The organism is Pseudomonas sp. (assembly GCF_041601375.1).
In the GTDB taxonomy this organism is placed as follows: domain Bacteria; phylum Pseudomonadota; class Gammaproteobacteria; order Pseudomonadales; family Pseudomonadaceae; genus Aquipseudomonas.
In genome coordinates, this window is record NZ_JBFIIG010000049.1 from 1 (window position 1) to 24,932 (window position 24,932).

A 24,932-nucleotide genomic window follows, 5' to 3' on the forward strand; every position below is an offset into this window, starting at 1 on the left:
ACATCGTCCGGCACGATCAACGGCCCGGCGGTCTTGCTGACGATCTCCTCGATGCTCACGCCCGGGGCGCGTTCACGCAGGATGAAATGGCCGTTGTCGATTTCCAGGTAGGCCAGGTCGGTGAGCACCTTGCGGATGCAGCCGCAGCCGGTGAGCGGCAGGCTGCAGTGCTTGAGCAGCTTGGACTCGCCATCCTTGGAGGCGTGGGTCATGGTCACGATGATGTTGTCGGCGCCGGCCACCAGGTCCATGGCGCCGCCCATGCCCTTGATCAATTTGCCGGGGATCATCCAGGAGGCGATGTTGCCGTTGGCATCCACTTCGAAGGCACCGAGCACGGTGAGATCGACGTGGCCACCGCGGATCATCGCGAAGGATTCGGCCGAGGAGAAGATCGATGCCCCCTTACGCGCGGTCACTGTCTGCTTGCCGGCATTGATCATGTCGGCGTCCAGCTCATCCTCGGTCGGAAACGCGCCCATGCCGAGCAGGCCGTTTTCCGATTGCAGCATCACGTCGATGCCTGCCGGCACGTAATTGGCCACCAGGGTCGGGATGCCGATGCCCAGGTTCACGTAGTAACCGTCTTTCAGTTCGCGCGCCACACGCTGAGCCATCTGTTCGCGGGTAAGTGCCATTTGTACTTCCTCAATTTATTCAGTGGTGGAAGAACCGGGTCAGGCTCGAGCGAGCTAGAGGCCGGCAAGGCGAAATCGGACGAGGGCGCGGAATTTACGCGTGCTAAATGAGCAGTCAGAGTCCGATTTCAACACAGCCGGGCCGACGCGCAGCCGATCCTGATAGGTTCTCAGGCGCGCAGGGTGCGCTTCTCGATCCGCTTCTCGAAACTGCCCTGAATGATGCGATCGACGTAGATGCCTGGGGTGTGGATGTGTGCCGGGTCGAGCTCGCCGGGTTCGACGATTTCCTCCACCTCGACCACGGTGATGCGCCCGGCGGTGGCCACCAGCGGGTTGAAGTTCTGCGCGGTGTGGCGATAGATCACGTTGCCGAAGTGGTCGGCCTTCCAGCCTTTGACGATGGCGAAGTCGCCGGTGATGGCCGGCTCGAGGATGTAATGGCGACCATTGAATTCGCGCGCTTCCTTGCCTTCGGCGACCGGGGTGCCGTAGCCGGTGGCGGTGAAGAAGGCCGGGATACCGGCGCCACCGGCGCGCAGCTTCTCCGCCAGGGTGCCTTGCGGAGTGAGTTCGACCTCCAGTTCGCCATTGAGCAACTGCCGCTCGAACAGGGCGTTCTCGCCTACGTAGGAGGCGATCATCTTGCGGATCTGGCGGTCTTCGAGCAGCACGCCGAGGCCGAAACCATCGACCCCGCAGTTGTTCGAGACCACGGTCAGGCCACGCACGCCGAGGCGGCGGATTTCGCCAATCAGGTTCTCCGGGATGCCGCACAGGCCGAAGCCGCCGGCCAGCACGGTCATGTTGTCGGCCAGGCCGGCCAGGGCCTCTGCGTAACTGCCTACCCGCTTGTCGAGTCCACTCATATCGCTGCGCCTCTTGTAGTTATCGATTTGGCAGCCGTGCCGCCAGAAAGCAAGTGAGAGCTTCACCCCCTACGATTGATTTGTTAAGTTTGTTTTTCTAAGCCATTAATCAGAATTACAAACCAATGACCGTCAAGCAATTGCGCGCCTTCCTCGCCGTGGCCCAGAGCCTGAGCTTCGTCCAGGCTTGCGCGCGCCTGCATCTGTCGCAGCCGGCGCTGAGCCTGGCAATCAAGAACCTGGAAGAATCCCTCGGCGGCCCTTTGCTGGTGCGGACCACCCGCAGTGTCAGCCTGACCCCCGAAGGCGAACTCCTGCTGCCGATCGCCCGGCGCCTGCTGGCCGATTGGGACAACACCGAGGAGTTGCTGCGCCAGCACTTCACCCTGCAACTGGGCAAGGTTGCCATCGCCGCCATGCCCTCCTTCGCCGGCACCCTGCTGCCGGTGGCGCTCAAGGCGTTTCGTACGCGGCATCCGAAGGTCAATGTGGCGGTGCATGACGTCATCAATGAACAGGTGCTGGAGATGCTGCGCAACCGCCGGGTCGAACTGGGCATCGCCTTCGAACCGCAGTCGCTCGACGGCCTGGAGTTCATCCCCTTCTACACCGACCGCTTCGTCGCGGTGGTACCGGCCGACTGCGCACTGGCCGAGCGCTCCGAGCTGAGCTGGGCGGCGCTGCTGCAGGAGAGCTTTATCACCCTGCAACGCCCCTCGGCGGTGCGCCTGCTCTTGGAGGAAAGCATCGCGGCTCAGCATGGCAAACTGCCGGTGGCCTTTGAGAGCCACCAGCTGGTGACCGTCGGCCGCATGGTCGCCCAGGGCCTCGGCGTGAGCGCGGTGCCGAGCCTGTGCATCCAGCAGATGGAGGAACTGGGCGCCCGTTGCATCGTCCTCTCCGAACCGCGGGTGGAACGCCGCGTCGGCCTGCTGCGCCTGGCCGGGCACGAGTTGTCGAGCGCGGCCCAGGCCCTCAGCGATGTGCTGCTGCACGTCACGGACTGGAACAGCCTGAATCTTCCGCTGGTCGAAACAGCGTCGGACGGCAACTGACGGCGCCCGCCAGGCAACGCCGCCGACTGCGTGCCATTATGTAATGGCGCCTCATGCAACCGCCCGTGGCCTGCGGCTGCCGATTATTCAGCGGCGCTGGGAGGACAGATGAATCAAGCCCTTTGGACCCCGTCCCCAGAGCGCGTGGCCGCCACCCGACTGGACGCCTTTCGCCGCTTCGTCAACCAGCGCCACGGCCTCGAACTGACCGACTACCCGGCCCTGCACGCCTGGAGCGTGGCGGCGCGCGAGGCTTTCTGGCAGGCCATCGTCGACTTTTTCGCGATTCGCTTTGCCGAGCAGCCCCATGCCGTACTCGAGGAAGGCCTGCGCATGCCCAGCGCCCGCTGGTTCCCCGGCGCCGACCTCAACTTCGCCGAGCACCTGCTGCGCCGCCGCGACGACCACCCGGCCCTGGTCGCCATCGGCGAGGACGGCTCGCGCGAGCAGCTCAGCTATGCCGAGCTGGCTGCCCATGTCGCCGGCCTGCAACAGAGCCTCAAGGCTGCCGGGGTCGGTGTCGGCGACCGCGTCTCCGCCTGCATGCCCAACACCTGGCAGACCGTGGTCGGCATGCTCGCCACGACCAGCCTGGGCGCCACCTGGTCGAGCTGCTCGCCGGACTTCGGTACCCAGGGGGTGATCGACCGCTTCGGCCAGATCGAACCCAGGGTGCTGATCGCCGCCGCCGGCTACCGCTACGCCGGCAAGAACCTCGACCTGACCGACAAGCTCAACGAGATTCTCGAACGCCTGCCCTCGCTCGAGCAGCTGGTGGTGGTGCCCTACTCGCGGCCCCAGGCCAAGGCCGAGGACTTTACCACCGCCGCCGAAGTCGCCTTGTGGAGCGATTTCTACCAGGCCGGCGGCGAGCCGCAATTCACCGCGGTGCCCTTCGAGCAGCCGCTGTACATCCTCTATTCCAGCGGCACCACCGGCGTGCCCAAGTGCATCGTCCATGGCGTCGGCGGCACCCTGCTGCAGCACGTCAAGGAGCTGGGCCTGCACACCGACCTGCACGACAGCGACACGCTGTTCTACTACACCACCTGCGGCTGGATGATGTGGAACTGGCTGGTTTCCGGGTTGGCCCTGGGCGCGACCCTGGTGCTGTACGACGGCTCGCCCTTCCACCCAGGCCCCGAGCGCCTGATCGACCTGATCGACAGCGAGTCCATCAGCATCTTCGGCACCAGCGCCAAGTACCTCGCCGCCCTGGAGAAGGCCGGCGCCCGGCCCGGCAGCAGCCACAAGCTGGAGCGCCTGAAGACCATCCTGTCGACCGGCTCGCCGCTGGCCCACGAGAGCTTCGAGTACGTCTACCGCGAGATCAAGGCGCAGCTGTGCCTGTCGTCGATCTCCGGCGGCACCGACATCGTCTCCTGCTTCGTCCTGGGCAACCCGGTGCTGCCGGTGTGGCGCGGCGAGCTGCAGTGCAAGGGCCTGGGCATGGACGTGCAGGTGTGGAACGAGGCCGGCCAGGCGGTGATCGGCGAGAAAGGCGAACTGGTCTGCGTCAAACATTTTCCCTCGATGCCGGTGGGCTTCTGGAACGATCCCGACGACGAGAAGTTCAGGGCCGCCTACTTCGAGTCCTTCCCCGGCGTCTGGGCCCACGGCGACTATGCCGAGGAAACCGTGCACGGCGGCCTGGTGATCCACGGCCGCTCCGACGCCGTGCTCAACCCCGGCGGCGTGCGCATCGGCACCGCCGAGATCTACCGCCAGGTGGAAAAGGTCGAGGAGGTGCTGGAATCCATCGCCATCGGCCAGGACTGGGACGACGACGTGCGCGTGGTGCTGTTCGTCCGCCTGCGCGAAGGCGTGGCGCTCACCGACGAACTGCAGGCGCGCATCCGCCAGGTGATCCGCGCCAACACCACGCCGCGCCATGTGCCGGCCAAGATCATCGCCGTGGCCGATATCCCCCGCACCATCAGCGGCAAGATCGTCGAACTGGCGGTGCGCAAGGTGGTGCACGGCCAGCCGGTGAAGAACACCGACGCCCTGGCCAACCCCGAGGCGCTGGAGCTGTACAAGGACCTGCCGGAACTGCAGCGCTGAGCGATCGACAGCGCCGGCGAGATCGCCTGGCGTCGAACACCAGACAACTTGCGCGCGGCGCGTGCCGCGCCCTTGGCCAATGGACAAAGACCGTGCACAGTCCCGAATACAAGATCAGAACCATGACCCGCGCCGAAGTCGATATCGCCATCGACTGGGCCGCCGCCGAAGGCTGGAACCCGGGCCTGCATGATGCGGACTGTTTCTATGCGGCCGACCCCAATGGATTCCTCATCGGCCTGCTGAGCGATGAGCCCATCGCGGTCATTTCGGTGGTGAAGTACGACGATCACTTCGGCTTCCTCGGCTGCTACATCGTCAAACCCGGATACCGGGGCCAGGGCTATGGCAAGCAGATCTGGAATGCCGGCCTGGCCTACCTTCGCGGCTGCAGCATCGGCCTGGACGGTGTGGTGGAGCAGCAGAGCAGATACATGAAATCCGGGTTCATCCTCGCCCATGCCAACGCGCGCTACCAGGGGCGCGCGGGTGGGGAGGTTGCAGCCGATGCGCAGATAGTGCCCCTGGCCACCCTACCCTTTGCCGACCTGATCGCCTACGACCGGCCGCTGTTTCCCGCCGATCGCAGCGCGTTTCTGCGCAGCTGGATCGACCAGCCCGAGGGTATTGCGCTCGGCATCCTCCAGGCGGGCGAACTGGCCGGCTACGCCGTGCTGCGCAGGTGCCGCAACGGATTCAAGATAGGCCCGCTGTTCGCCGACACGGCCGAACTGGCGGAGCGCTTGTTCCTCGCGTTGAAAGCACGCGCCCCCGCAGGTGCGGATATTTTTCTGGATGCCCCGGCGGCGAACGCCGCGGCGGTCGATATGGCCCAGCGACACGGCATGACGGTATGCTTCGAGACGGCCCGCATGTACCTGGGCACCCGCCCGGAACTGCCGATCGAGCGGGTATTCGGCGTCACCAGCTTCGAACTCGGCTAGACCGCGGAGACTGTCGGCCGGCAAATGCAACTCGCACTATCACGTCAGGGATGAACAGATGCAGCGCAGCTACCACCTCGCCCAGGTCAATCTCGCCAAGGCCCTGGCCCCGCTCGACTCGCCGCCGATGCAGGGCTTCGTCGAGCAACTCGATCATGTCAACCAGCTGGCCGAGGCCAGTGCCGGCTTCGTCTGGCGCCTGCAGACCGATGCGGGCGACGCCACCGCCCTGCAGCCCGACGAGGACGAACGGATCATCGTCAACCTGTCCGTCTGGGACTCGCTCGAGGCGCTGAAGACCTTCGTCTACAGCGGCGAGCACCTGGGCCTGCTGCGCAACAAGAAGCACTGGTTCGAGAGGCCCGACGCGCCCATCCTGGCCCTCTGGTGGGCATCGGCCCGACCTCGACGAGGCCAAGCAGACCCTGGCGCGCCTGCGGGCCCAGAGCCCAGAGCCCGTCGGCGCAGGCCTTCAGCTTCGCCGCGCCGTTCCCGCCACCGCAGCAGCGTGCGACCATTCCCGAGACGCAGGCCTGAGCGCCTGCCTCGCCGCCCAATAGACAACCACCTGATCACTGCCAAGGAGAGCCCATGCAACTGATCGGAATGCTCGATTCGCCCTATGTCCGCCGCGTCGCCATCTCGCTGCAGCGGCTCGGGCTGCCCTTCGAACACCGCGCCCTCTCGGTGTTCAGCAGCTACGCCCAGTTCAGCCAGATCAACCCGGTGGTCAAGGCCCCGTCGCTGGTGTGCGCCGACGGCAGCGTGCTGATGGATTCGACCCTTATCCTCGACCTCGCCGAGCACCTGGCCGGCCCCGACAGATCCTTGATGCCCAGCGGCATCGGCGAGCGCCAACAGGCGCTGCGCATCATCGGCCTGGCCCTGGCGGCCTGCGAGAAGAGCGTGCAGGTGGTCTACGAGCGCAACCTGCGCCCGGCGGACAAACAGCACCAGCCCTGGCTGGAGCGGGTGACCGAGCAGCTGCTGCAGGCCTACGCGGCCTTGGAGGCCGAACTGATCCGCGCGCCCCTGGCGTACGAGCGCCACAGCATCGACCAGGCGGGGATCAGCACCGCGGTCGCCTGGCGTTTCACCCAGGCGATGCTGCCGGACCTGGTCCCGGCCGCGCAATTTCCGGCCCTGCAGCAATTCTCCGCCAGCGCCGAAGCCTTGCCGGAATTCGCCGCGGCGCCCCATGGACTGGGCACCTACCCGGCCGGCGACTGAAGTCCCCACCACCAGCAAGGAGCAGCACCATGGCAGGCCAGTACCCCGACAAGATCAAGACCCTCCCGCTGTTCGATGGCCGCTTCGACGCCTACAAGCTCGAGGCCAGCGGCAGCGATGTGCTGTTCGCCTCCTATCCGGCCGGCACCAGCATCCCAGCCCATGCCCATGACACCGACAACTACGGGGTGATCACCCGCGGCGCGCTGATCCTGACCACCCAGGGCTCGACCCGCGTATACGGTGTCGGCCAGTGGTACCACGTGCCGGCCGGCGTCGAGCATGCCGCCGAGTTCGCCGAGGACACCGACGAAATCGAATTCTGGTTCAAGCCCGGCGCTTGAGCCCGGCCCAGGAGAGATCCCATGCAATGGAACGCACTGGTCCCCGAACTGCTGGTCGTGGACTATCCGGCCGCCAAGGCCTTCTACCGCGAGGTCTTCGGCTTCCAGCTGCGCTTCGAGCGCGCCGAGGACCGCTTCGGCTACTTCGAGCGCGAAGGCGCGCAACTGATGCTGCTGCAGGCGCCCGGAGCGGTCAGCTGCGGACTGGATCAGCCCGGCCCCAAGGGCAAGGGTCTGCACTTTCAGGTTGAAGTCGCCGCACTGGACCAGCTGCTCGCCCGCCTGGAGGCGGCGGGCATCGCCCTGAGCAGCCCGGTCGGCGAGTCCTGGTACCGGGTCGAAGACTGCGAGCACGGACAGCGCGAGTTCTTCGTCGCCGACCTCGACGGCTATCTGTTCAGGTTCTTCCAGTACCTCGGCGAACGTCCCGCCCGCGGCAAGACTTGCAGCGAGGCGCTGGCCGATACCGGCGGCGTCCGTCCCTAGCGCAAAGGAGGCATCCGCTTGTCCATCATCAGCACCTGGCTAATAACCGCCAGCGCCGCAATCATTGGGCTGCTTGGCCTGCTGCATCTGCTCTTCACCTTCCGGGGAGACAAGCTGGCCCCACGCGATGAGTCGCTACGCGGCCGGATGCAGGCCGTCTCACCGCGGATCAGCCGCGAAACCAGCATGTGGCAGGCCTGGATTGGCTTCAACGCCAGCCACAGCTTCGGCGCCCTGCTGTTCGGCGCCCTCTACGGCTACCTGGCACTGGTGCACGGCGCCGTGCTCGGCCAGTCGCCGTTTCTGCTGCTGCTCGGGCAACTGCTGTTGCTGGGCTACCTGGGGCTGGCCTGGCGCTACTGGTTCAGCGTGCCACGCCGCGCCATCCTGCTGAGCACGGCTCTGTATACGCTGGGGCTGCTGCTCCACTGGAGCTGAGCCCCCAGCGTTTACGCCCCCATGCGGCCCGGGTCTTCCGGCTCCGGGTCTTCGGCAATGTCTTCCAGGGTCAGCTCCATGCCCCAGCTGGGCGCGGCCGCCGGCTCCGGCGCCTTGACCGGCGTATCGGCTGCCGCGGCGGCTGGCTGGTTGGCCGGGTTTTCCCGGTGCAGCTTGAGCTTGAGGCGCACGTTGTTCGCCGAGTCGGCGTTCTTCACCGCCTCGTCCTCGCTGATGGCGCCCTCGTGGACCAGGTCGATCAACGCCATGTCGAAGGTCTGCATGCCCAGGTTCTTCGACTTCTCCATGGTCTCCTTGATCTCGGAGAACTCGTTGCGCTTGATCAGGTCGCGGATGGTCGGCGTGCCGAGCAGCACTTCCACGGCGGCGCGACGCTTGCCGTCGGTGGTCTTGACCAGGCGCTGGGAGACGAAGGCCTTGAGGTTGTTGCCCAGGTCGTTGAGCAGCTGCGGACGGCGGTCTTCCGGGAAGAAGTTGATGATGCGGTCCAGCGCCTGGTTGGCGTTGTTGGCATGCAGGGTGGAAATCGCCAGGTGGCCGGTGTCGGCGAACGCCAGGGCGTGCTCCATGGTCTCGCGGTCGCGGATCTCGCCGATCAGGATCACGTCCGGCGCCTGACGCAGGGTGTTCTTCAGCGCCGCGTGGAAGCTGCGGGTGTCCACGCCGACCTCGCGCTGGTTGATGATCGATTTCTTGTGCCGGTGCACGTACTCGACCGGGTCTTCGATGGTGATGATATGGCCGCCTGCATTGCGGTTGCGGTAGTCGATCAGCGCCGCCAGGGAGGTGGACTTGCCCGAGCCGGTGCCGCCGACGAAGAGCACCAGGCCGCGTTTCTCCATCACGGTACCGAGCAACACCTCGGGCAGCTTCAGGTCTTCGAACTTGGGGATGTCCAGCTTGATGTTGCGCGCGACTATGGACACCTCGTTGCGCTGCTTGAAGATATTGATGCGAAAGCGGCCAACGCCGGCCAGGGAAATCGCCAGGTTCATCTCCAGCTCGCGCTCGAACTCCTCGCGCTGCGCGACGTCCATCACCGCGTCGGCGATGGCGGCCACCTCACCGGGTTTCAAGGGCTCCTGGCTCAGCGCCTTGAGTACGCCATTGAACTTGGCGCACGGTGGCGCACCGGTGGACAGGTACAGATCGGAACCATCCTGGCTGGCCAGGATTTTCAGCATTGAGTGGATATCCATGAACAGCGCTTCCGTCGAGTGGATTTAATACCTTAGGCCAGGATTCAACCCTAACCCTGGCGAATCGGAAAGTCTTAAAAGTGGCGTCATTCTGCTGGCGCAACGAATACTGGCACAATACGCACCCGGTAAAAATGAGGACCCCATCATGGCAAAGGCAATGGCCCGCCACATTCTGGTGAAAACCGAAGCAGAAGCCGCCGCATTGAAGAAGCGCATCGCCGCCGGCGAAGCCTTCGATATGCTGGCACGCAAGCACTCCACCTGCCCGTCCGGCAAGCGTGGCGGCGATCTGGGCGAGGTGCGCCCCGGGCAGATGGTGCGGGCAATCGATCAGGTCATCTTCAACAAACCCCTGCGCGAGGTGCATGGCCCGGTGAAGAGCCAGTTCGGCTATCACCTGGTGCAGGTGTTCTATCGCGACTGATGCCGGCAGATAACCCGGCAAATCCATCCCATCCGTCCTCCCGACTGCCTTGCCGAGCCAGAAAGCTGTACAATCTTGCCCCTTTCGCGCTCCCGCGCTCGCTTTCTGGACAACGATTTGTGATCTCCACCGCCAACATCACCATGCAATTCGGGGCCAAACCCCTGTTCGAGAACGTTTCCGTCAAGTTCGGCGGCGGCAACCGCTACGGCCTGATCGGGGCGAACGGCTGCGGCAAGTCGACCTTCATGAAAATTCTCGGCGACGACCTGGAGCCGAGTGGTGGTCAGGTGATGCTGGAGCCGAACGTGCGCCTGGGCAAACTGCGCCAGGATCAGTTCGCCTACGAAGAGTTCAGCGTGATCGATACCGTGATCATGGGTCATGAAGAACTCTGGGCAGTCAAAGCCGAGCGCGACCGCATCTATTCGCTGCCGGAAATGAGCGAGGCCGACGGCATGGCCGTGGCCGAGCTGGAAACCGATTTTGCCGAAATGGACGGCTACACCGCCGAATCCCGCGCTGGCGAGCTGCTGATGGGCCTGGGCATTCCGCTGGCCCAGCATTTCGGCCCGATGAGCGAAGTCGCCCCCGGTTGGAAGCTGCGCGTGCTGCTGGCCCAGGCGCTGTTCTCGGATCCGGAAGTGTTGCTGCTCGACGAGCCGACCAACCACCTGGACATCAACACCATCCGCTGGCTGGAAAACATCCTGACCCAGCGCAACAGCACCATGATCATCATTTCCCACGACCGCCACTTCCTCAACAGTGTGTGCACCCACATGGCGGATCTGGATTACTGCGAACTGCGCCTGTTCCCGGGCAACTACGACGAGTACATGACCGCGGCCACCCAGTCGCGCGAGCAACTGCTGTCGGACAACGCCAAGAAGAAGGCCCAGATCAACGAGCTGCAGTCCTTCGTCAGCCGCTTCTCGGCCAACGCCTCGAAAGCCAAGCAGGCCACCTCGCGCGCCAAGCAGATCGACAAGATCCAGCTGGCCGAGGTCAAGCCGTCGAGCCGGATCAGCCCGTTCATCCGCTTCGAGCAAAACAAGAAGCTGCACCGCCAGGCCGTGATCGTCGACAGCATGGCCAAGGGCTTCGACGGCAAGCCGCTGTTCGAAAACTTCAGCTTCACCGTCGAGGCCGGCGAGCGCGTGGCCATCATCGGCCCCAACGGCATCGGCAAGACCACCCTGCTGCGCACCCTGGTCGGCGAACTGTACCCGGATGCCGGTACGGTCAAATGGACCGAAAGCGCCGAGCTGGGCTACTACGCCCAGGATCACGCCTCCGACTTCGAAGACGAGAGCAACCTGTTCGACTGGATGGGTCGCTGGACCCAGGGCGGCGAGCAGCTGGTACGCGGCACCCTCGGCCGCATGCTGTTCTCCAACGACGAGATCCTCAAGTCGGTGAAGGTGATTTCCGGTGGCGAACAGGGCCGCATGCTGTTCGGCAAGCTGATCCTGCAAAAGCCCAACGTGCTGGTGATGGACGAACCGACCAACCACCTCGACATGGAATCCATCGAGGCGCTCAACCTGGCGCTGGAGAACTACCCGGGCACGCTAATCTTCGTCAGCCATGACCGCGAGTTCGTCGGTTCCCTGGCCACGCGCATCATCGAACTCTCCGCCAGCGGCGTAGTCGACTTCAGCGGCAGCTACGACGACTACCTGCGCAGCCAGGGCCTGATCGCCTGATCGCCTGATCGCCTGATCGCCTGATCCAGACAGCCTGAGCCGTTGAGTCGCAAGCTGTTTAACTGTTGTTTTATAGACCGCACTCCGCCTTGTATCAGCCGACAGGACAGGCAACCCCTGGCTCCGCAAGGCGGGGTGCACGACAGCACTCTGGCGAAGCGGCGGGCACAGCCCCCCCGCTCACCTGCTGCAAGCGAAAATAACCTCAGGCAGCCGGCTGGCCATACCCGGCCGCGCTGCGATGCTTCCGTCGGTCGTGATCAGCGGCGTGCCAATCTCCTTGGGTAGCCCGGATAAACCGCGGGACGCGGTGCAATCCGGGAGAGCGCCCGCGGATTGCGCTGGCGCTTATTCGGCTACGCGAACACAGAGGCAACGGACACTCACCTGGCAGAGGCCGCCCAGCCACTAAGTTCGCGGATAAACCCGCTTCTACAGGGAGGCGCTGAACCAATGGTGCACTGCCTGCCGCGGGCAGAGCCTACGGATCGCCCCCCAGATCAGCGCACCAACAAAAAGCCCCGCACTAGGCGGGGCTCGGGTTCAGCTCAGGCGCGTCTCAGAGCATGCAGACGCCGGGCTGGGTGCTTTGTGCCAGGTCCATCAGTTCACGGCTGGCGACCGCATACATGGCGTAATCGGTACCTGTCGCCGCACGCAACTCGGCGAGCATGAATTTCCAGCGATCGACCAACAGACTATGCTGCTCCAGCCAGACCGCCACCCGCTCCTCGATCTTCTCCGGCCCTTCGATCATCTGCAGCACCGAAACGGTAATCGCCCGCTGCTGCCAGTCCAGGTCGTCGCGAAAGGCTTCCCGGGCCAGGGCCTGCCAGTTGTTTTCCACCGTCAGGCTGGTGATCTGCTGCAGGTACCAGGATAGCCCCAGCGAGCCGCCAACCGCGAAGTAGGACTCGGCCACCTTGTCCGGCTCCTGGGCGGTGACATCCGAGGCTTCGATGATCGGCAATAGGGTATACAGATGGCTGGTGCCGGCCACCATGCGCGCCAGCACCTCAGGCACACCGGCCTCCGTATAGGCCTGGAAACGCGCCAGCCACTGCTCACGGGCCGGGCCTTCGAGCAGTTCGTCGAGGCCCATGGTCAGTGCTTCGATACGCGGCGCGAAATGCGCGACGTCGTGCGCGGCATCCAGCTCATTGCGCCGGTTACGCAGGAACCAGCGGGTGGCCCGGCGACCCAGGCGCATCAGTTCGTCCATCATCTGCAGTTGCAGCTCGGCCGGCACCTGGTAGTCCAGCGCCTCGATCTGCTGCCACCAGTGCGGCAGACGGAACACATCGCGCACGACCACATAGGCCCTGGCGACGTTGGCCGAGCTCATGCCGGTGGATTCCTTCAGGCGCTGCACGAAGGTGATGCCCATGTGGTTGATCAGGTCGTTGGCGATCTGCGTGCTGATGATTTCGCGCTTGAGGCGATGGCGACGCATCTGCTCGCCGAACTTCTTCGCCAGCAACGGCGGGAAGGCGGTCTCCATCTCGCGGGCCAGGTACTCATCGTCCGGCACCTGGGATTTGAGCAGCGACTCCTTCAGGTCGATCTTGCTGTAGGAGATCAGTACCGACAGCTCGGGACGGGTCAGGCCCTGGCCTTTGGCGGCACGCTCGTTGAGCTCGTCGTCCGAGGGCAGGAATTCCAGGGCGCGATCCAGCTTGCCCGCCGCCTCCAGCCCCGCCATTACCCGTTTGTACTCGCCCTGACGCTCGCGCGCGCGGCGTTCGGCCAGCGACAGCGCCTGGGTCTGCTTGTAGTTGTTGCCCAGCACCAGGCCACCCACCGCATCGGTCATCTCGACCAGCAGCTTGTTGCGCTGCTTGCCGGTCATGTCGCCGGCCGTGACGATCTCGTTGAGCAGGATCTTGATGTTTACTTCATGGTCGGAGCAATCCACCCCGGCGGCGTTATCGATGAAGTCGGTATAGCTCGCCCCGCCGCTGAGGCCGTATTCGACGCGGCCCAACTGGGTCATGCCGAGGTTGCCGCCCTCGCCGACGACTTTCGCCCGCAGCTCGCGGCCGTCGACGCGCAACGCATCGTTGGCCTTGTCGCCGACATCGGCGTGGCTTTCCTTGCTCGACTTGACGTAAGTGCCGATGCCGCCGTTCCAGACCAGATCGACCGGGGCCTTGAGCAAGGCGTTGAGCAGCTCGTTAGGCGCCAGCTTGTCGGCACTGATATCGAACCGCTCTTTCATTTCGCTACTGATGGGAATGCTCTTGGCGCTGCGCAGGAAGAGCCCACCGCCGGCGGAAATCAGCGAAGTGTCGTAATCCGACCAGCTCGAGCGTGGCAGGTCAAACAGGCGCTTGCGCTCGACGAAGCTCTTGGCCGCATCCGGGTTGGGATCGATGAAGATGTGCAGGTGGTTGAAGGCGGCGACCAGTTGCAGCGTCTCCGACAGCAGCATGCCGTTGCCGAATACGTCACCGGCCATGTCGCCGATGCCGATCACCGTGACGGGATCCTTCTGCACGTCGATGCCGCGCTCGCGGAAGTGGCGCTGCACCGAGACCCAGGCGCCCTTGGCGGTAATGCCCATGCCCTTGTGGTCGTAGCCGGCCGAACCGCCGGAAGCGAAGGCATCGCCCAGCCAGAAATCGTAATCGGCGGCGATGCCGTTGGCGATATCGGAGAAGGTCGCGGTGCCCTTGTCGGCGGCGACCACCAGGTAGGGGTCGTCCGCATCGTGGCGCACCACGTTGGCCGGCGGCACCACCTTGCCCTCCTTGAGGTTGTCGGTGATGTCGAGCAGGCCGCTGATGAAGATCCGGTAGCAGGCGATGCCCTCGGCCATGATCTCGTCACGCGAGCCGCCTAGCGGCATGCGCCGCGGCAGGAAGCCGCCCTTGGCGCCCATTGGCACGATCACGGCGTTCTTCACCTGCTGCGCCTTGACCAGACCGAGCACCTCGGTGCGGAAGTCTTCTTCACGATCCGACCAGCGCAGGCCGCCGCGAGCGACGTCGCCGAAACGCAGGTGCACACCTTCGACGCGCGGCGAGTAAACGAATACCTCGAACTTGGGCGTCGGCTTGGGAATATCCGGAATCGCCCGCGGATTGAGTTTGAAACTGAAGTAGGACTTCGCCGCGCCACTGGCATCGGTCTGATAGAAGTTGGTGCGCAGGGTGGCCTTGATCAGGTCCAGGTAGCGCCGCAGGATGCGGTCTTCGTTGAGCACCGGGACGTTGTCCAGCGCAGCCAGGATGGCCTGCTCCAGCTTGTGTTGCTTGCTCTCCAGATCTTCGGCGCCAAGCTTGCGCGCCAGATAGAAGCGGGTCCTGAACAGCCGCACCAGCTCTTTGGCGATGTTGGTGTGGTTGACCAGAGTACTGGCGATATAGCTGAGGCCGAAGCCCATGCGGATCTGCTTCAAATAACGCGCGTAGGCACGCAGCAACGCCACCTCACGCCAGGGCATGGCCGCGGTCAGCACCAGACGGTTGAAGGCATCGTTCTCGGCATTGCCGCCGACGATATTGATGAAGGCATCCTGCAGGGTGTCGTTGAGCTGCTGGATATCCACATCCAGGCCTTCGGCGTAGGTGAAGGCGAAATCGTGGATCCAGAACTCGCGGCCGCTCTGCTGGTGCAGGCGGTAGGGGAACTCGCCGAGCACGCGCAGGCCGAGGTTCTCCAGGATCGGCAAGACGTCCGACAGCGGCAGCGGCGTATCGGCATGGTACAGCTTGCAGTGCAGCTGCTGGCCGACCTGGGTCAGCGGCTGGTAGAAGCTCATCACCAGCGGATGCTCGCTGCTCAGGCTGAGCAGGTGTTGCATGTCGACCACCGCCGAATGCGGGGCGTGCCGCTCGCGGTAACCGGCCGGAAAGCCGCCGGGAAAATCCGCCAGCACATTGGTGCCCTGGGCCTCGCCGAAGCTTTCCACCATCATGCTGGCGTAATCGTCCTTCCACGAACGGCAGGCCTGGATCACTTCCTTCTCCAGGCGTAGCGGGTCGATCTGCACCTTGTTCTTCGGGTCGACGCGCAGGATGAACTGCACCCGCGCCAGCACCGATTCGGAGAAGAAGGTCCAGAACTCGCAATCGGCGGCCTGCAGGCGCTCCATCAGCAGTTGCTGGATCTTCAGACGGGTCTCGGTGGAGTAGACGTCGCGCGGCACATAGACCAGGCAGTAGCAGAAGCGGCCGTAAGGATCGCGGCGCAGGAACACCCGAATCTTGTTGCGCTCCTGGATCTGCACGATGGCCATGGCGGTGTTGAACAAGTCTTCCACCGGGGTCTGGAACAGGTCGTCGCGCGGCAGCACTTCCAGTACCTGGGCCAGTTCCTTGCCCAGGTGTGCCTTGCTGTCGAAACCGGCACGCTCCTCGATCACCGCCACCTTGCGGCGAATATAGGGGATGTTCCACACACTCACGGCATACACCGCCGAGGTGTACAGGCCCATGAAGCGGCATTCCTTGACCACCCGGCCCTTGCTGTCCAGTTCACGGATGGAGACGAAGTCCGGGTAGGCCGGACGGTGCACGCGGCTCGGCACCGCGGCCTTGGCGAAGGACAGCGGCAGCGGTTCGCGCAGGTAGCTGAGCGCCTCCGGGTCGATATGCAGGTCGTCGCTCTTCAGCCCGCTACGCAGGCGCTTGGACAGGCCGAGCAGGGACTGCTCGTCGTAGACGATGGTGCCGCCGTCCGGCGCATCGACCACGCTGAACTCTTCATAGCCGAGGAAGGTGAAATGGTCATCCAGCATCCAGCGCATGAACACCTTGATTTCTTCCAGCTCGGCGGCCTCGACCCCGAGTCCGGCCTGGCCTGGCTTGGCCTTGTCCAGCCAGGCCAGCAGCTCCTGGGCCTTGGCCTTCATCGGCTGGAAATCGGCGACGGCCAGACGCACTTCGGAGAAGACCTCGTGCAGGGCCTTTTCCAGGGTGCGCAGCTCGCCGGCGCTGGCGCAGCGATCGATCTCCAGGAACATCAGCGCTTCCTGCAGCACGTCCTTGCCCTGGGTGCCCTTGGGCAGGATCTCCAGCAGCTCGCCCTGCTTGTTGCGGCGCACGCTGAACACGGTGTTCTGCAGGGTGTGGATGCTGTAACCGCGGCGATTCAGCTCCATGCGCGCCGAATCGACCAGAAACGGAATGTCGCTGCGCAGGACTTCTATTGCGCTATGGGTGGACTGCCAGCCGTGCTTTTCGTAATCGGGATTGAAGGCGCGAATTTCAGTTTTGGCATGATCGAAGCGCTGCAACAGACGCCAGGATGACAGGGTGCAACCGACCAGGTCGGAGAGCCGCCGCTCGGTGAGTTCGTCAAGCGCGATGATGCCGAAAAATTGCTCGGCGAACAGCGCGACTTGTGGCAATGCTTGTTCACTGACGTGCTGCGCCAGGGCCGCTTGCAGTTGATGCTGGAAGTCGGCTTTGCTGGCCGCCGTAAAGAACGCCATGTTTATTATGCTCCGGTTGGCTTGAGATTCGATTAGCAGGCTTAGGGAAGTCGCGGGGCCTGCGCTTACGCCACAACATTAGTCCACGTGGCAATTGCTGCATTGAAAATGCTTGCCCCTTGGTTATGGCGCCATCAACGACTCGCTGGTCACATTTGCCGCATGAGCTTAACGACGGAACAGCTTGCAGCGCTTGCCAGGCTGCGACATTTTCTTTCAAGGCTGCTCCCCCGGCAGGCAAATGCGATGCAAAGAGGGCCATTCCTCCAACTGCAGCGTCAAGTGGCGGCTCGATCGCTGGCAATTGGCGTCGCAGCCCCCTTAGCCAAGACGAATTCAGGCGCCCCGCATCGCCTGTGGTAACAGCAGAACGATCTGCGGAAATGCAGTGATCAGGATCGCCGCCAGCACCAGCAGCAGGAAGAAGGGGAAGCTGGCCTTCGCTACTGTCCACATGTCATACCCCGTCAAGTTTTGAATGACGAACAGATTGAAGCCCACCGGCGGGGTGATCTGCGCCATCTCGACCACCAGGATGAGGAAGATCCCAAACCATAGTAGGTCGATACCCGCCGCCTGCACCGCAGGCAGCACCACCGCCGTGGTCAGCAGGATGATCGAAATACCATCGAGAAAGCAGCCCAGGACGATAAACAACACGGTCAACGCCAACAGCAGTAAATAGGGCGACAGTTGCTTGGCGATGATCCAATCAGCCAGCGCCGAAGGTAGTCCGGTGAAACTCATGGCCGACGTCAGGTAAGCGGCCCCCAGCAAAATGAAAAAGATCATGCACGATGTGCAAACCGCGCCCATCAGACTCGCCATGAAGGTCTTGCGGCTCAGTGAGCCGGAACACAAGGCAATCAGCAATGCACCGATAACCCCAACCGCCGCCGCTTCAGTCGCAGTAGCAAAGCCGGCATAGATCGAGCCGATCACTGCCATGATTAACAGCACCACGGGAATCAGCAACTTGGAACCCCGCAGCTTCTGCATAAATGGCAGGGCTTCGGTTTCTTCCGGCAGCTTGTCGCGATTGAACATCGCCCAGAGCATCAGAAAGCCACTGAAAATCGCCAACAACAGCAGACCCGGTAGGATGCCGGCGATGAACAGTCGGGAGATGGACACCTGCGCAGCCACGCCATAAACGATCATCATGATCGAAGGCGGAATCAACAGGCCCAAGGTGCCGGCACCCGCCAGCGACCCCATGGCAATGTTGTCCGGATAGCCGCGAGACTTCAGCTCCGGCAGGGAAATCCGGCCGATGGTCGCCGCCGTGGCCGCAGACGAACCACTGACCGCCGCAAAGATGCCGCAACCGACCACATTGACATGCAGCAGGCGTCCCGGTAGCCCACGCATCCACGGCGACAGACCATTGAACATGTCTTCCGAAAGCCGTGTGCGATATAGGATCTCGCCCATCCAGATGAACAACGGCAATGCCGTCAGCGTCCAGCTGGCACTGGAAGCCCAACTGGTGGAAGCGAGAATAGAGCCCGCCGGCGCGCCGCCGAACAGCTCCATACCGATGATACCGACGCCGATCAGCGACAGCGCGACCCATACTCCCCCACCAAGCAGCGCAAACAACGCCACTAACAGAGTGACTGAAATTATTGTGTGTTCCATGGCTAGCTCACTGATGCGGTGCGGACATAACCGCAGAAAAGAAGAACGTCTCGGATAGCGCTCATTCGCTCATCGCGACGCTGACCTCGGCGATCTCGAAACGCCGCCCCAGGCATACCAGTACCAAGCGCTCGGCCATCGCGATGACCAAAATGAGGGTGCCGAGCAGCATCGACAGCTGCGGTAGCCACATTGGAATGGGCAGCAGGCCCGACGACACTTCGTTGAACTCGTAAGACTCGATCACGAACAGGGTGCAGTACCATGCCAGATAGGCGGCGATCGACAGCCCGATAAACGTGCTCAGTAGGTCGGCAAAAAAACGCCCACGCACCGGTAACAGCTTCCATAGCATTTCGACGCGCACGTGTGCCCCACGCTGCAAGGCATAAGGCAACCCCAGGAAGCCTGAGGCAGCCATGGAGTAAGCAGCAAACTCATCCGCCGAAGGCACCATCGTCCCCAGCTGACGCGCGATGATCTGCACGACGACCAACAGGCAGATCAGGACGAGAAACACACCGGACAGCCATCCAGATAGGGTGTAAAGCTTATGCAATGGCGTCATGATCAAGACTCCCCTGATCGCTGGTAGAGATACCGGGGTTCAACGCGCACTGCATCCACAAATGCTCGTTAACCCCGACGACTTGAGCCGACGAGGTCAGTTCTTGTACGCGTCGATGATCGCCTTACCGTCGGCGCCGGATTTGTGCAGCCATTCATCGACCATGGTTTGACCGATTGTCTCGAAGCCGGCCTCGACTGCCCCAGGCGCGCTTTCAGCGACCTGCATTCCGTGATCGGCGAGGGTCTTCACCAACTTGCTGGTCTCCTCCTGAGAGATCGCCCAACCGCGCGTTTCCGCACGCGCAGCGGCCTCTAGCACAGCCTTTTGCGAAGTTTCCGGCAGACGATTGAAGGCACGCGCATTGACGATTACGAAGTTCTTCGGAATGAACGCTTTGACATCATAGTAGTAGCTGACGAAATCCCAGGCCTGCGAGTCCACGCCGGTTGTAGGCGAAGTCAACATGCCGCTGATCATGCCGGTACTGAACGCCTGAGGGATTTCACCGGTTTGGATAACCGTCGGAATAGCCCCCATCAGCTCGGCCATGCGCGAGGTCGCTGGATTGTAGGCCCGAAATTTCATGCCCTTGAAGTCACCCATACTACTGATCGGGGTCTTGCTGTAGATACTCTGCGGCGACCAGGGCATGGCATAGAGCAGTTTGATGCCCTGCTTGGCAAGACGTGCTTCCACCGCGGGGCGACTGACCGCCCAGAGCTTCTGCGCATCACTGTAATTGCGCACGAGGAATGGCACGCTGTCCACTTCATAGATCGGGTCTTCGTTGCCCAATACCGACATCAGCACGTCGCCAACCTGAACCTGACCGGTCTGCACCGCGCGTTTGACCTCGGGGCGTTTGAACAGCACCGAGTTGGCATGGATGCGTATCTGCAACTCGCCAGCGGTGGCGGTTTCGACATCTTCGGAGAAGTCCTTGGCCACCGTGGTGATGAAGTTGCCGTCGGGCTGTTCGACCGTCATGTTCCAGCGCTCGGCGGCCTGTGTGGACAACGCAGCAATGCTCAAGGCGCAGGCCAGAGCCGATAGTGCGCAGCGAAACGAAGTGCTTTTCATGAGTTTCTCCAGGTTATTGTTGTAGGCGCTACGGTCTGTGCCGGCGCTTGAGGGAAAACGCCCCGAGTCTTGTTGAATAGGCAACGCCTGTCCAACTAGAAAAACCGGGAACGCATGATCAGAAATTGTTATGAGACGAAACAAGGCAAGAGCAGAACGCGCGTACCATCGATTTGCCGCGCACCGGATCAATGATCCAGTGCCCTCCCTTTTACCGTGGCCCTCCCTTTTACTGCGAAGTCGATGGGAGGATTGCAGTAGTGGCTACAGCGCCCTGAGACACCGAGCAGAAATCCGCGTAACAGTGCTTCGCTTGTCCTCTCAGCGAACGCCTCGTCACGGCCGGTAGCGGCGACGCCGGCACAAGCGACTCAGTCCGTCCGGTGCTCCACAGCAGGGATCGTCAGCACAACCATGGCTTCGCCCATCTGCTCGCCGTACTCGCAGAGTACTTCACAGGCGAGCGCTATTATGTCTTCGTTCAACTCGAGGCCAGCGCCGGTGCGCCACGTGGCGACCATGCCAAGTGGCGACGGTTGCGGTACGTCATCGAGGATGGTCAGCACACCCTGCTTCAGCTCTTCGCTGACCAAGGCCGCCGGTAACGCGCCGATGCCGAAACCGTCACGCACTAAACGTGTCATGGCCGCCACGGAGTTCACGCAACTGATCCGCGGCGCGCTGACATTGCCAGCGTGCAGCAGGTTAAGGATGTCCTGGTGCGGGCGGGAATTCTTCGAGAAGGTGATGATGCGTTCTTTGGCCAATTCATCCATCGATGCATAGCCACGGTGATACAACGAGCCGGTCGGCACTATCCATTGCACCGGGAAGTTCGCCAGTTCCAGATTGCGCACACTGTCGCCGTTGACCATGTCGGTCTGCAAAATGATATCCAGATAGCCCTTCTGCAACTGATCGCAGAGATTACGCGCGGTATCGGCCGTCAGCTCGATTTCCACCCCCGGGTAGCGCTCCATGATCCTGGTCACGAAGGGGCTCAGCCAGGTGTGAATAACCGTGTCCATCGCCCCCACCCGGATGCGCCCCTGGATGTTGCCGGTATCGCTGATGGACTGCTTCAACGCCTGCATGGTGTCGATCATCCGCTCGGCGTACTCGAGCACCTTCTGCCCTTCCGGCGTCAGCGAAACGCCTTTGGAATCACGCAGAAACAAGCGCACCCCCAGCTCGTCTTCCAGCGCGGCAATACGACTTGAAATAGAGGCCTGGGTGCTGAACAACTTTTCTGCGGTGAGACGAAAGCTCTTCAGCCGCGCCACCCAGACAAAAGTCTCGAGAAATCTCAGGTTCATGGCCGATGGCACCCTCTGCGTAATGAAGTTCTGTTGCGGGTAGAACAAGACGCAATGATGCACGCGAAGCGGGCCGCACGCCAATTGCGTGCCTACCCCCTGAATGGCGTATTGGATTTTCTTATCGCCTGCCCCTGTTTTTTCTCGTTGGACGCTTACGCCTTCCTCTCCCAAGAATGCGCCGGCGGTATAGCAATCCCCAATAAAAACAAATACAGAACTGCGTCCTGCCCAGCAGCCGCCTCTGCGCTGCGTGCATGGCGTCCAGGAGATACTCCGGATGACCCCGAACAAACGTATAGCTGCCCTACTGATCGCCAGCAGCCTTCCCGCTCTGGCCTGCGCCGATTTCATCAGCGACAGCAAAGGCACCCTCGAGCTACGCAACTTTTACTTCAACCGTGATTTTCGCCAGCACAACGCACGCGACAAAGCGGAAGAATGGGCCCAGGGTTTTCTCCTGCGCCTGGAGTCTGGCTACACCGAAGGCACGGTAGGCATAGGCGTCGATGCGCTTGGCATGCTCGGTCTGAAGCTCGACTCCTCTGACGGCACCGCGGGCAGCGGCCTGCTACCGGCCGACCGCTCCGGCGGCTCGCAGGACGAGTACTCGAAGCTCGACCTGACGGCGAAATTCAGAGCATCCAAGAGCACCCTGCGAGTCGGCTCCCTGGCCTTTCGCAGCCCGATCGTTTCGTCGAACGACTCGCGCCTGCTCCCCGCATCGTTCCGCGGCGCACTGCTGAATGTGCAAGAGATCGACAAACTCACCCTGCAGGGCGGCAAGATCGATCGCATCAAGGCCAACAATTCGACCGACTACAGCGAGATGAGCGCCAACCGCATCGGCGGCAGCAGCGACTCGTTCGAATTTGCTGGCGGCGATTACAAACTGACCCCCGAGCTCAGCGCCGGCCTGCACTACGGCAATCTGCAAGACATCTACCAGCAGTACTACAGCACCTTGGTTTACCTCAAGCCACTGGGCGAAGGCCAGGCGCTCAAGACCGACCTGCGCTTTTCCAAGAGCCAGGAAGCTGGCAACTTCCGCGACATCGACAACCAGGCCTTCGGCGCCATGTTCACTTACACCCTCGGCGGCCATGCCTTCGGCGCCGGCTACCAGCGCATGAGCGGCGATGATCCATTTCCTTACATCGCCAGCAGCGACCCCTACCTAGTGAATTTCATCCAGATCAATGACTTCGCCAATATCGACGAACGCTCCTGGCAGGCGCGCTACGACTATAACTTCGCCTCAATTGGCGTACCCGGCCTGACGTTCATGAGCCGCTATGTCTCCGGCGACAACGTACAGGTTGGCGCCGGCAACGGAGGCAAGGAATGGGAGCGCAACACCGACATCGCGTATGTCGTCCAGCAAGGCCCGCTGAAGAACCTCGGCGTCAAATGGCGTAATGCGACCGTGCGCTCGAACTTCGGCAACGACCTGAACGAGAACCGCCTGATCCTCAGCTATAGCTTGGCGCTCTGGTAAAGCGCTGCACGGCCGACGGTCAGGCACCGTCGGCCCTTCTCCTGTTCCGCCAACTGCCTGCGGCGTTGGCGCTTTCGATGCTCAAGCTATCCAGTCACCGGCCGATGCCTGTAACTCATGCCCGAAGGTGGTGAGGAGTATCCATGCAGTTCTTCCTATCCTGGAAACAGAAGTTCCGTCTATTGATCGTCGTTACCCTGATCAGCCTGGGCCTGATGGCGGCCTCGTCGTTTTGGGCGAGCCAGCGATTGAGTACCTCTCTGCAAGCCCGCGCAGAAGCCACGGCCTACGCTGGCGCCTCCTTCGCGCTGATGAACGACTGGCTGAAACTCGGGCCCCTGCGCCAAACACTCACCCCCGAAACCCAAGACGCCTTCCCCCAGCGGCTGAACGCGCTCGAACAGCGCGCCGGACAGTTCGTCGCCCAGGCCCAAGGCCTGGGGCACAGCGTGATCGCCGAGAGCGCCAGGCAAATAGAGCAGCTGATCCTGGCCGAAACCGACTTGCAACGACAATGGCTGGAGCTGAGCCAGCAACTCGGCCTGAGCCCCTTCACCGGCAAGCGCCAGGCCCTGGCGAACAGCGCCGAGAAACTGGAGCCGATCACCATCGGTCTGATTCGCCCCTTTATCGCCGCTGCCCTGAGCAACCAACGCGACTACCTGGCGACCTTCGATAACGGCTACGCAGACAAGACCGAGGCGGCCATCGGCGACATGCAGGCCAAAATCGACGAACTGGACTGGCGAGAAAACCAGATTGGGCAGGCGGTCACAGGCTTTGCCGAGGCCTTTGCCCAGGCGCACGCACTGATCCAGCAGATCCGCGAGATCGACACGCAGCTGGCCAGCCTGGGTTGGCAGATCGAACAACGCATCGATGAGCAAAACCTCACGCTGAAAGACGGCTTGCTCACCTCCACCGCCCTGCAAGCACAACAAGCCCGCCGCGCTTCGCACTGGATCATGGGTCTGAGCTTCGTCGGCGTCGCGCTGTTCCTGCTGCTCACCCTGAGTCAGGCTTCGCGGACCCTGATGAGGCAACTGAACAATGTCACCCAACTCCTCACTCAGGTCGCCTCCGGCAACCTCACCGGCACACTGCCAGTCGGCCGCAACCCCAAGGACGAGTTCAACCAGCTGAGCGAGACGACCAACCGGATGATCCAGGGCATCGGCCGAATCGTCAGCCAGGTCATCGACGCCAACCGCGAACTGGCCCAACTGCACAGCCACCTCAGCGAGGCAATGCACCGCCTCGGCGAAAACAGCAGCCAGGTCGAAATACAGACCGAACAGGCCGCCTCGGCCTCGCAGCAGATATCGGCGACCATCAACGAGATGGCGCAACGCAGTTCCGACGTCGGCAACGCCACCCACACGGCCTACGACTCGGCCCGCATGGGCAGCAGCATCATCGACGCCAGCGTCGCGAGCATGGACCGGTTGTCGCAACTGATTCAGGCCACCCATGCACAGGTCGCCCTGCTCACTCAATCCAGCGAAAAGGTGGCCGGCATCATCGATGTGATCAACAGCCTGGCGGACCAGACCAATCTGCTCGCCTTGAATGCCGCCATCGAGGCCGCCCGTGCCGGCGATGCAGGACGTGGCTTCTCGGTGGTGGCCGACGAGGTGCGCTCACTGGCGCAGAAAACCGTCTCGGCCACCACCGACATCGCGCGCATCGTCGGCGAGTTCAAGCAACAGACGCAGAGTATGGATGAGCTGATGACCAGCGGGTTGTCCCTCGCCGCGGAAAGCGAGCGGCATACCGGACAGGTGGCGGGCGTCATCGAGCAGATCACCCAATCGATGGAGCGACTCAGCGGCGAGATGAATCAGGTCGTGGTGGCCATCGAGGAAATTTCCAGCAGCACCGAGGACATCGCCGGAAAGATGGAGGAAATCAACGTCCACACCGGCGAGACCAAGGGCCTGCGCCTGAACCTGGATCAACACACCC

The 24,932-nt window shown here is 62.8% G+C and carries 20 protein-coding genes; 12 read left to right on the forward strand and 8 right to left on the reverse strand.

The genetic code is table 11. The features are described 5' to 3' along the window. Both ABZE94_RS09165 and ABZE94_RS09170 read right to left on the reverse strand, forming a co-directional pair. On the reverse strand, nucleotides 1-638 hold a 638-nt coding region (locus ABZE94_RS09165; protein WP_372875224.1), incomplete at its 3' end, for a CoA transferase subunit B. A 170-nt stretch (nucleotides 639-808) separates the two neighbouring features. Then, complete coding sequence (locus ABZE94_RS09170; protein WP_372875225.1) at nucleotides 809-1,507, reverse strand: CoA transferase subunit A; 699 nt, start codon at nucleotides 1,505-1,507, stop codon at nucleotides 809-811. A 125-nt stretch (nucleotides 1,508-1,632) separates the two neighbouring features. On the opposite strand from ABZE94_RS09170, the gene ABZE94_RS09175 reads away from it, so the two are divergent. The 8 genes from ABZE94_RS09175 to ABZE94_RS09210 all read left to right on the forward strand — a co-directional run bounded on the left by ABZE94_RS09175 (nucleotide 1,633) and on the right by ABZE94_RS09210 (nucleotide 8,068). Further along, nucleotides 1,633-2,562, forward strand: a complete 930-nt coding sequence (locus ABZE94_RS09175; protein ID WP_372875226.1) for a LysR family transcriptional regulator — start codon at nucleotides 1,633-1,635, stop codon at nucleotides 2,560-2,562. A gap of 108 nt (nucleotides 2,563-2,670) precedes the next feature. Then, nucleotides 2,671-4,626 (forward strand): acetoacetate--CoA ligase, encoded by a 1,956-nt coding sequence (locus tag ABZE94_RS09180; protein ID WP_372875227.1) that lies wholly within the window; start codon nucleotides 2,671-2,673, stop codon nucleotides 4,624-4,626. A gap of 92 nt (nucleotides 4,627-4,718) precedes the next feature. Then, nucleotides 4,719-5,570, forward strand: a complete 852-nt coding sequence (locus ABZE94_RS09185; RefSeq protein WP_372875228.1) for a GNAT family N-acetyltransferase — start codon at nucleotides 4,719-4,721, stop codon at nucleotides 5,568-5,570. A 58-nt stretch (nucleotides 5,571-5,628) separates the two neighbouring features. Further along, nucleotides 5,629-6,171, forward strand: a complete 543-nt coding sequence (locus tag ABZE94_RS09190; RefSeq protein ID WP_372875229.1) for a DUF3291 domain-containing protein — start codon at nucleotides 5,629-5,631, stop codon at nucleotides 6,169-6,171. Beyond that, complete coding sequence (locus ABZE94_RS09195) at nucleotides 6,162-6,800, forward strand: glutathione S-transferase (RefSeq protein WP_372875230.1); 639 nt, start codon at nucleotides 6,162-6,164, stop codon at nucleotides 6,798-6,800. Before ABZE94_RS09190 ends, ABZE94_RS09195 begins: the two co-directional genes overlap by 10 nt. A 29-nt stretch (nucleotides 6,801-6,829) precedes the next feature. Further along, nucleotides 6,830-7,144, forward strand: coding sequence for a cupin domain-containing protein (locus tag ABZE94_RS09200; RefSeq protein ID WP_372875231.1), 315 nt, complete (start codon nucleotides 6,830-6,832; stop codon nucleotides 7,142-7,144). Nucleotides 7,145-7,165: 21 nt separating this feature from the next. Next, a complete protein-coding gene (locus ABZE94_RS09205) occupies nucleotides 7,166-7,630 on the forward strand; it encodes a bleomycin resistance protein (protein ID WP_372875232.1) in 465 nt (154 codons plus the stop codon). Nucleotides 7,631-7,648: 18 nt separating this feature from the next. Continuing rightward, the gene (locus ABZE94_RS09210; protein ID WP_372875233.1) at nucleotides 7,649-8,068 is read left to right on the forward strand and encodes a hypothetical protein; all 420 of its coding nucleotides are present in this window, start codon (nucleotides 7,649-7,651) and stop codon (nucleotides 8,066-8,068) included. A gap of 11 nt (nucleotides 8,069-8,079) precedes the next feature. Here the strand turns inward: ABZE94_RS09210 and ABZE94_RS09215 are convergent, their stop codons facing one another. Then, nucleotides 8,080-9,288: a PilT/PilU family type 4a pilus ATPase gene (locus tag ABZE94_RS09215; protein WP_372875234.1), complete on the reverse strand. Its 1,209-nt coding sequence runs from the start codon at nucleotides 9,286-9,288 to the stop codon at nucleotides 8,080-8,082. Between the two features lie 148 nt (nucleotides 9,289-9,436). Between ABZE94_RS09215 and ABZE94_RS09220 the strand changes: the two genes are divergently transcribed. Next, a complete protein-coding gene (locus ABZE94_RS09220; RefSeq protein WP_372875235.1) occupies nucleotides 9,437-9,715 on the forward strand; it encodes a peptidylprolyl isomerase in 279 nt (92 codons plus the stop codon). Between the two features lie 119 nt (nucleotides 9,716-9,834). Continuing rightward, nucleotides 9,835-11,424 carry an ABC-F family ATPase gene (locus ABZE94_RS09225; RefSeq protein ID WP_372875236.1) on the forward strand — a complete coding sequence of 530 codons (1,590 nt, stop codon included), beginning with the start codon at nucleotides 9,835-9,837 and terminating at the stop codon, nucleotides 11,422-11,424. Nucleotides 11,425-11,983: 559 nt separating this feature from the next. On the opposite strand, the gene ABZE94_RS09230 is transcribed toward ABZE94_RS09225, so the two are convergent. The 5 genes from ABZE94_RS09230 to ABZE94_RS09250 form a co-directional block, all read right to left on the reverse strand. Beyond that, on the reverse strand, nucleotides 11,984-16,861 hold the full coding sequence (locus ABZE94_RS09230; protein WP_372875237.1) for an NAD-glutamate dehydrogenase: 4,878 nt from the start codon (nucleotides 16,859-16,861) through the stop codon (nucleotides 11,984-11,986). A gap of 336 nt (nucleotides 16,862-17,197) precedes the next feature. Beyond that, a complete protein-coding gene (locus ABZE94_RS09235) occupies nucleotides 17,198-18,502 on the reverse strand; it encodes a TRAP transporter large permease (protein ID WP_372875238.1) in 1,305 nt (434 codons plus the stop codon). A gap of 61 nt (nucleotides 18,503-18,563) precedes the next feature. Beyond that, nucleotides 18,564-19,070: a TRAP transporter small permease gene (locus ABZE94_RS09240; protein WP_372875239.1), complete on the reverse strand. Its 507-nt coding sequence runs from the start codon at nucleotides 19,068-19,070 to the stop codon at nucleotides 18,564-18,566. Between the two features lie 96 nt (nucleotides 19,071-19,166). Beyond that, a complete protein-coding gene (locus tag ABZE94_RS09245) occupies nucleotides 19,167-20,153 on the reverse strand; it encodes a TRAP transporter substrate-binding protein (protein WP_372875240.1) in 987 nt (328 codons plus the stop codon). 371 nt (nucleotides 20,154-20,524) lie between these two features. Continuing rightward, complete coding sequence (locus ABZE94_RS09250; protein WP_372875241.1) at nucleotides 20,525-21,469, reverse strand: LysR family transcriptional regulator; 945 nt, start codon at nucleotides 21,467-21,469, stop codon at nucleotides 20,525-20,527. A gap of 280 nt (nucleotides 21,470-21,749) precedes the next feature. Between ABZE94_RS09250 and ABZE94_RS09255 the strand changes: the two genes are divergently transcribed. Together ABZE94_RS09255 and ABZE94_RS09260 are read left to right on the forward strand one after the other, a co-directional pair. Then, nucleotides 21,750-22,967, forward strand: a complete 1,218-nt coding sequence (locus ABZE94_RS09255; protein ID WP_372875242.1) for an OprD family porin — start codon at nucleotides 21,750-21,752, stop codon at nucleotides 22,965-22,967. A gap of 143 nt (nucleotides 22,968-23,110) precedes the next feature. Then, nucleotides 23,111-24,932: methyl-accepting chemotaxis protein (locus ABZE94_RS09260; RefSeq protein WP_372875243.1), on the forward strand; the 1,822-nt coding region annotated here is incomplete at its 3' end.

Coding starts and splice junctions, on each gene's coding strand:
- ABZE94_RS09240 (WP_372875239.1), bottom strand. CDS start 19,070: ATGACGCCATTGCATAAGCTTTACACCCTATCTGGATGGCTGTCCGGT.
- ABZE94_RS09235 (WP_372875238.1), bottom strand. CDS start 18,502: ATGGAACACACAATAATTTCAGTCACTCTGTTAGTGGCGTTGTTTGCG.
- ABZE94_RS09175 (WP_372875226.1), top strand. CDS start 1,633: ATGACCGTCAAGCAATTGCGCGCCTTCCTCGCCGTGGCCCAGAGCCTG.
- ABZE94_RS09220 (WP_372875235.1), top strand. CDS start 9,437: ATGGCAAAGGCAATGGCCCGCCACATTCTGGTGAAAACCGAAGCAGAA.
- ABZE94_RS09250 (WP_372875241.1), bottom strand. CDS start 21,469: ATGAACCTGAGATTTCTCGAGACTTTTGTCTGGGTGGCGCGGCTGAAG.
- ABZE94_RS09195 (WP_372875230.1), top strand. CDS start 6,162: ATGCAACTGATCGGAATGCTCGATTCGCCCTATGTCCGCCGCGTCGCC.
- ABZE94_RS09180 (WP_372875227.1), top strand. CDS start 2,671: ATGAATCAAGCCCTTTGGACCCCGTCCCCAGAGCGCGTGGCCGCCACC.
- ABZE94_RS09245 (WP_372875240.1), bottom strand. CDS start 20,153: ATGAAAAGCACTTCGTTTCGCTGCGCACTATCGGCTCTGGCCTGCGCC.
- ABZE94_RS09190 (WP_372875229.1), top strand. CDS start 5,629: ATGCAGCGCAGCTACCACCTCGCCCAGGTCAATCTCGCCAAGGCCCTG.
- ABZE94_RS09230 (WP_372875237.1), bottom strand. CDS start 16,861: ATGGCGTTCTTTACGGCGGCCAGCAAAGCCGACTTCCAGCATCAACTG.
- ABZE94_RS09170 (WP_372875225.1), bottom strand. CDS start 1,507: ATGAGTGGACTCGACAAGCGGGTAGGCAGTTACGCAGAGGCCCTGGCC.
- ABZE94_RS09200 (WP_372875231.1), top strand. CDS start 6,830: ATGGCAGGCCAGTACCCCGACAAGATCAAGACCCTCCCGCTGTTCGAT.
- ABZE94_RS09205 (WP_372875232.1), top strand. CDS start 7,166: ATGCAATGGAACGCACTGGTCCCCGAACTGCTGGTCGTGGACTATCCG.
- ABZE94_RS09255 (WP_372875242.1), top strand. CDS start 21,750: ATGACCCCGAACAAACGTATAGCTGCCCTACTGATCGCCAGCAGCCTT.
- ABZE94_RS09215 (WP_372875234.1), bottom strand. CDS start 9,288: ATGGATATCCACTCAATGCTGAAAATCCTGGCCAGCCAGGATGGTTCC.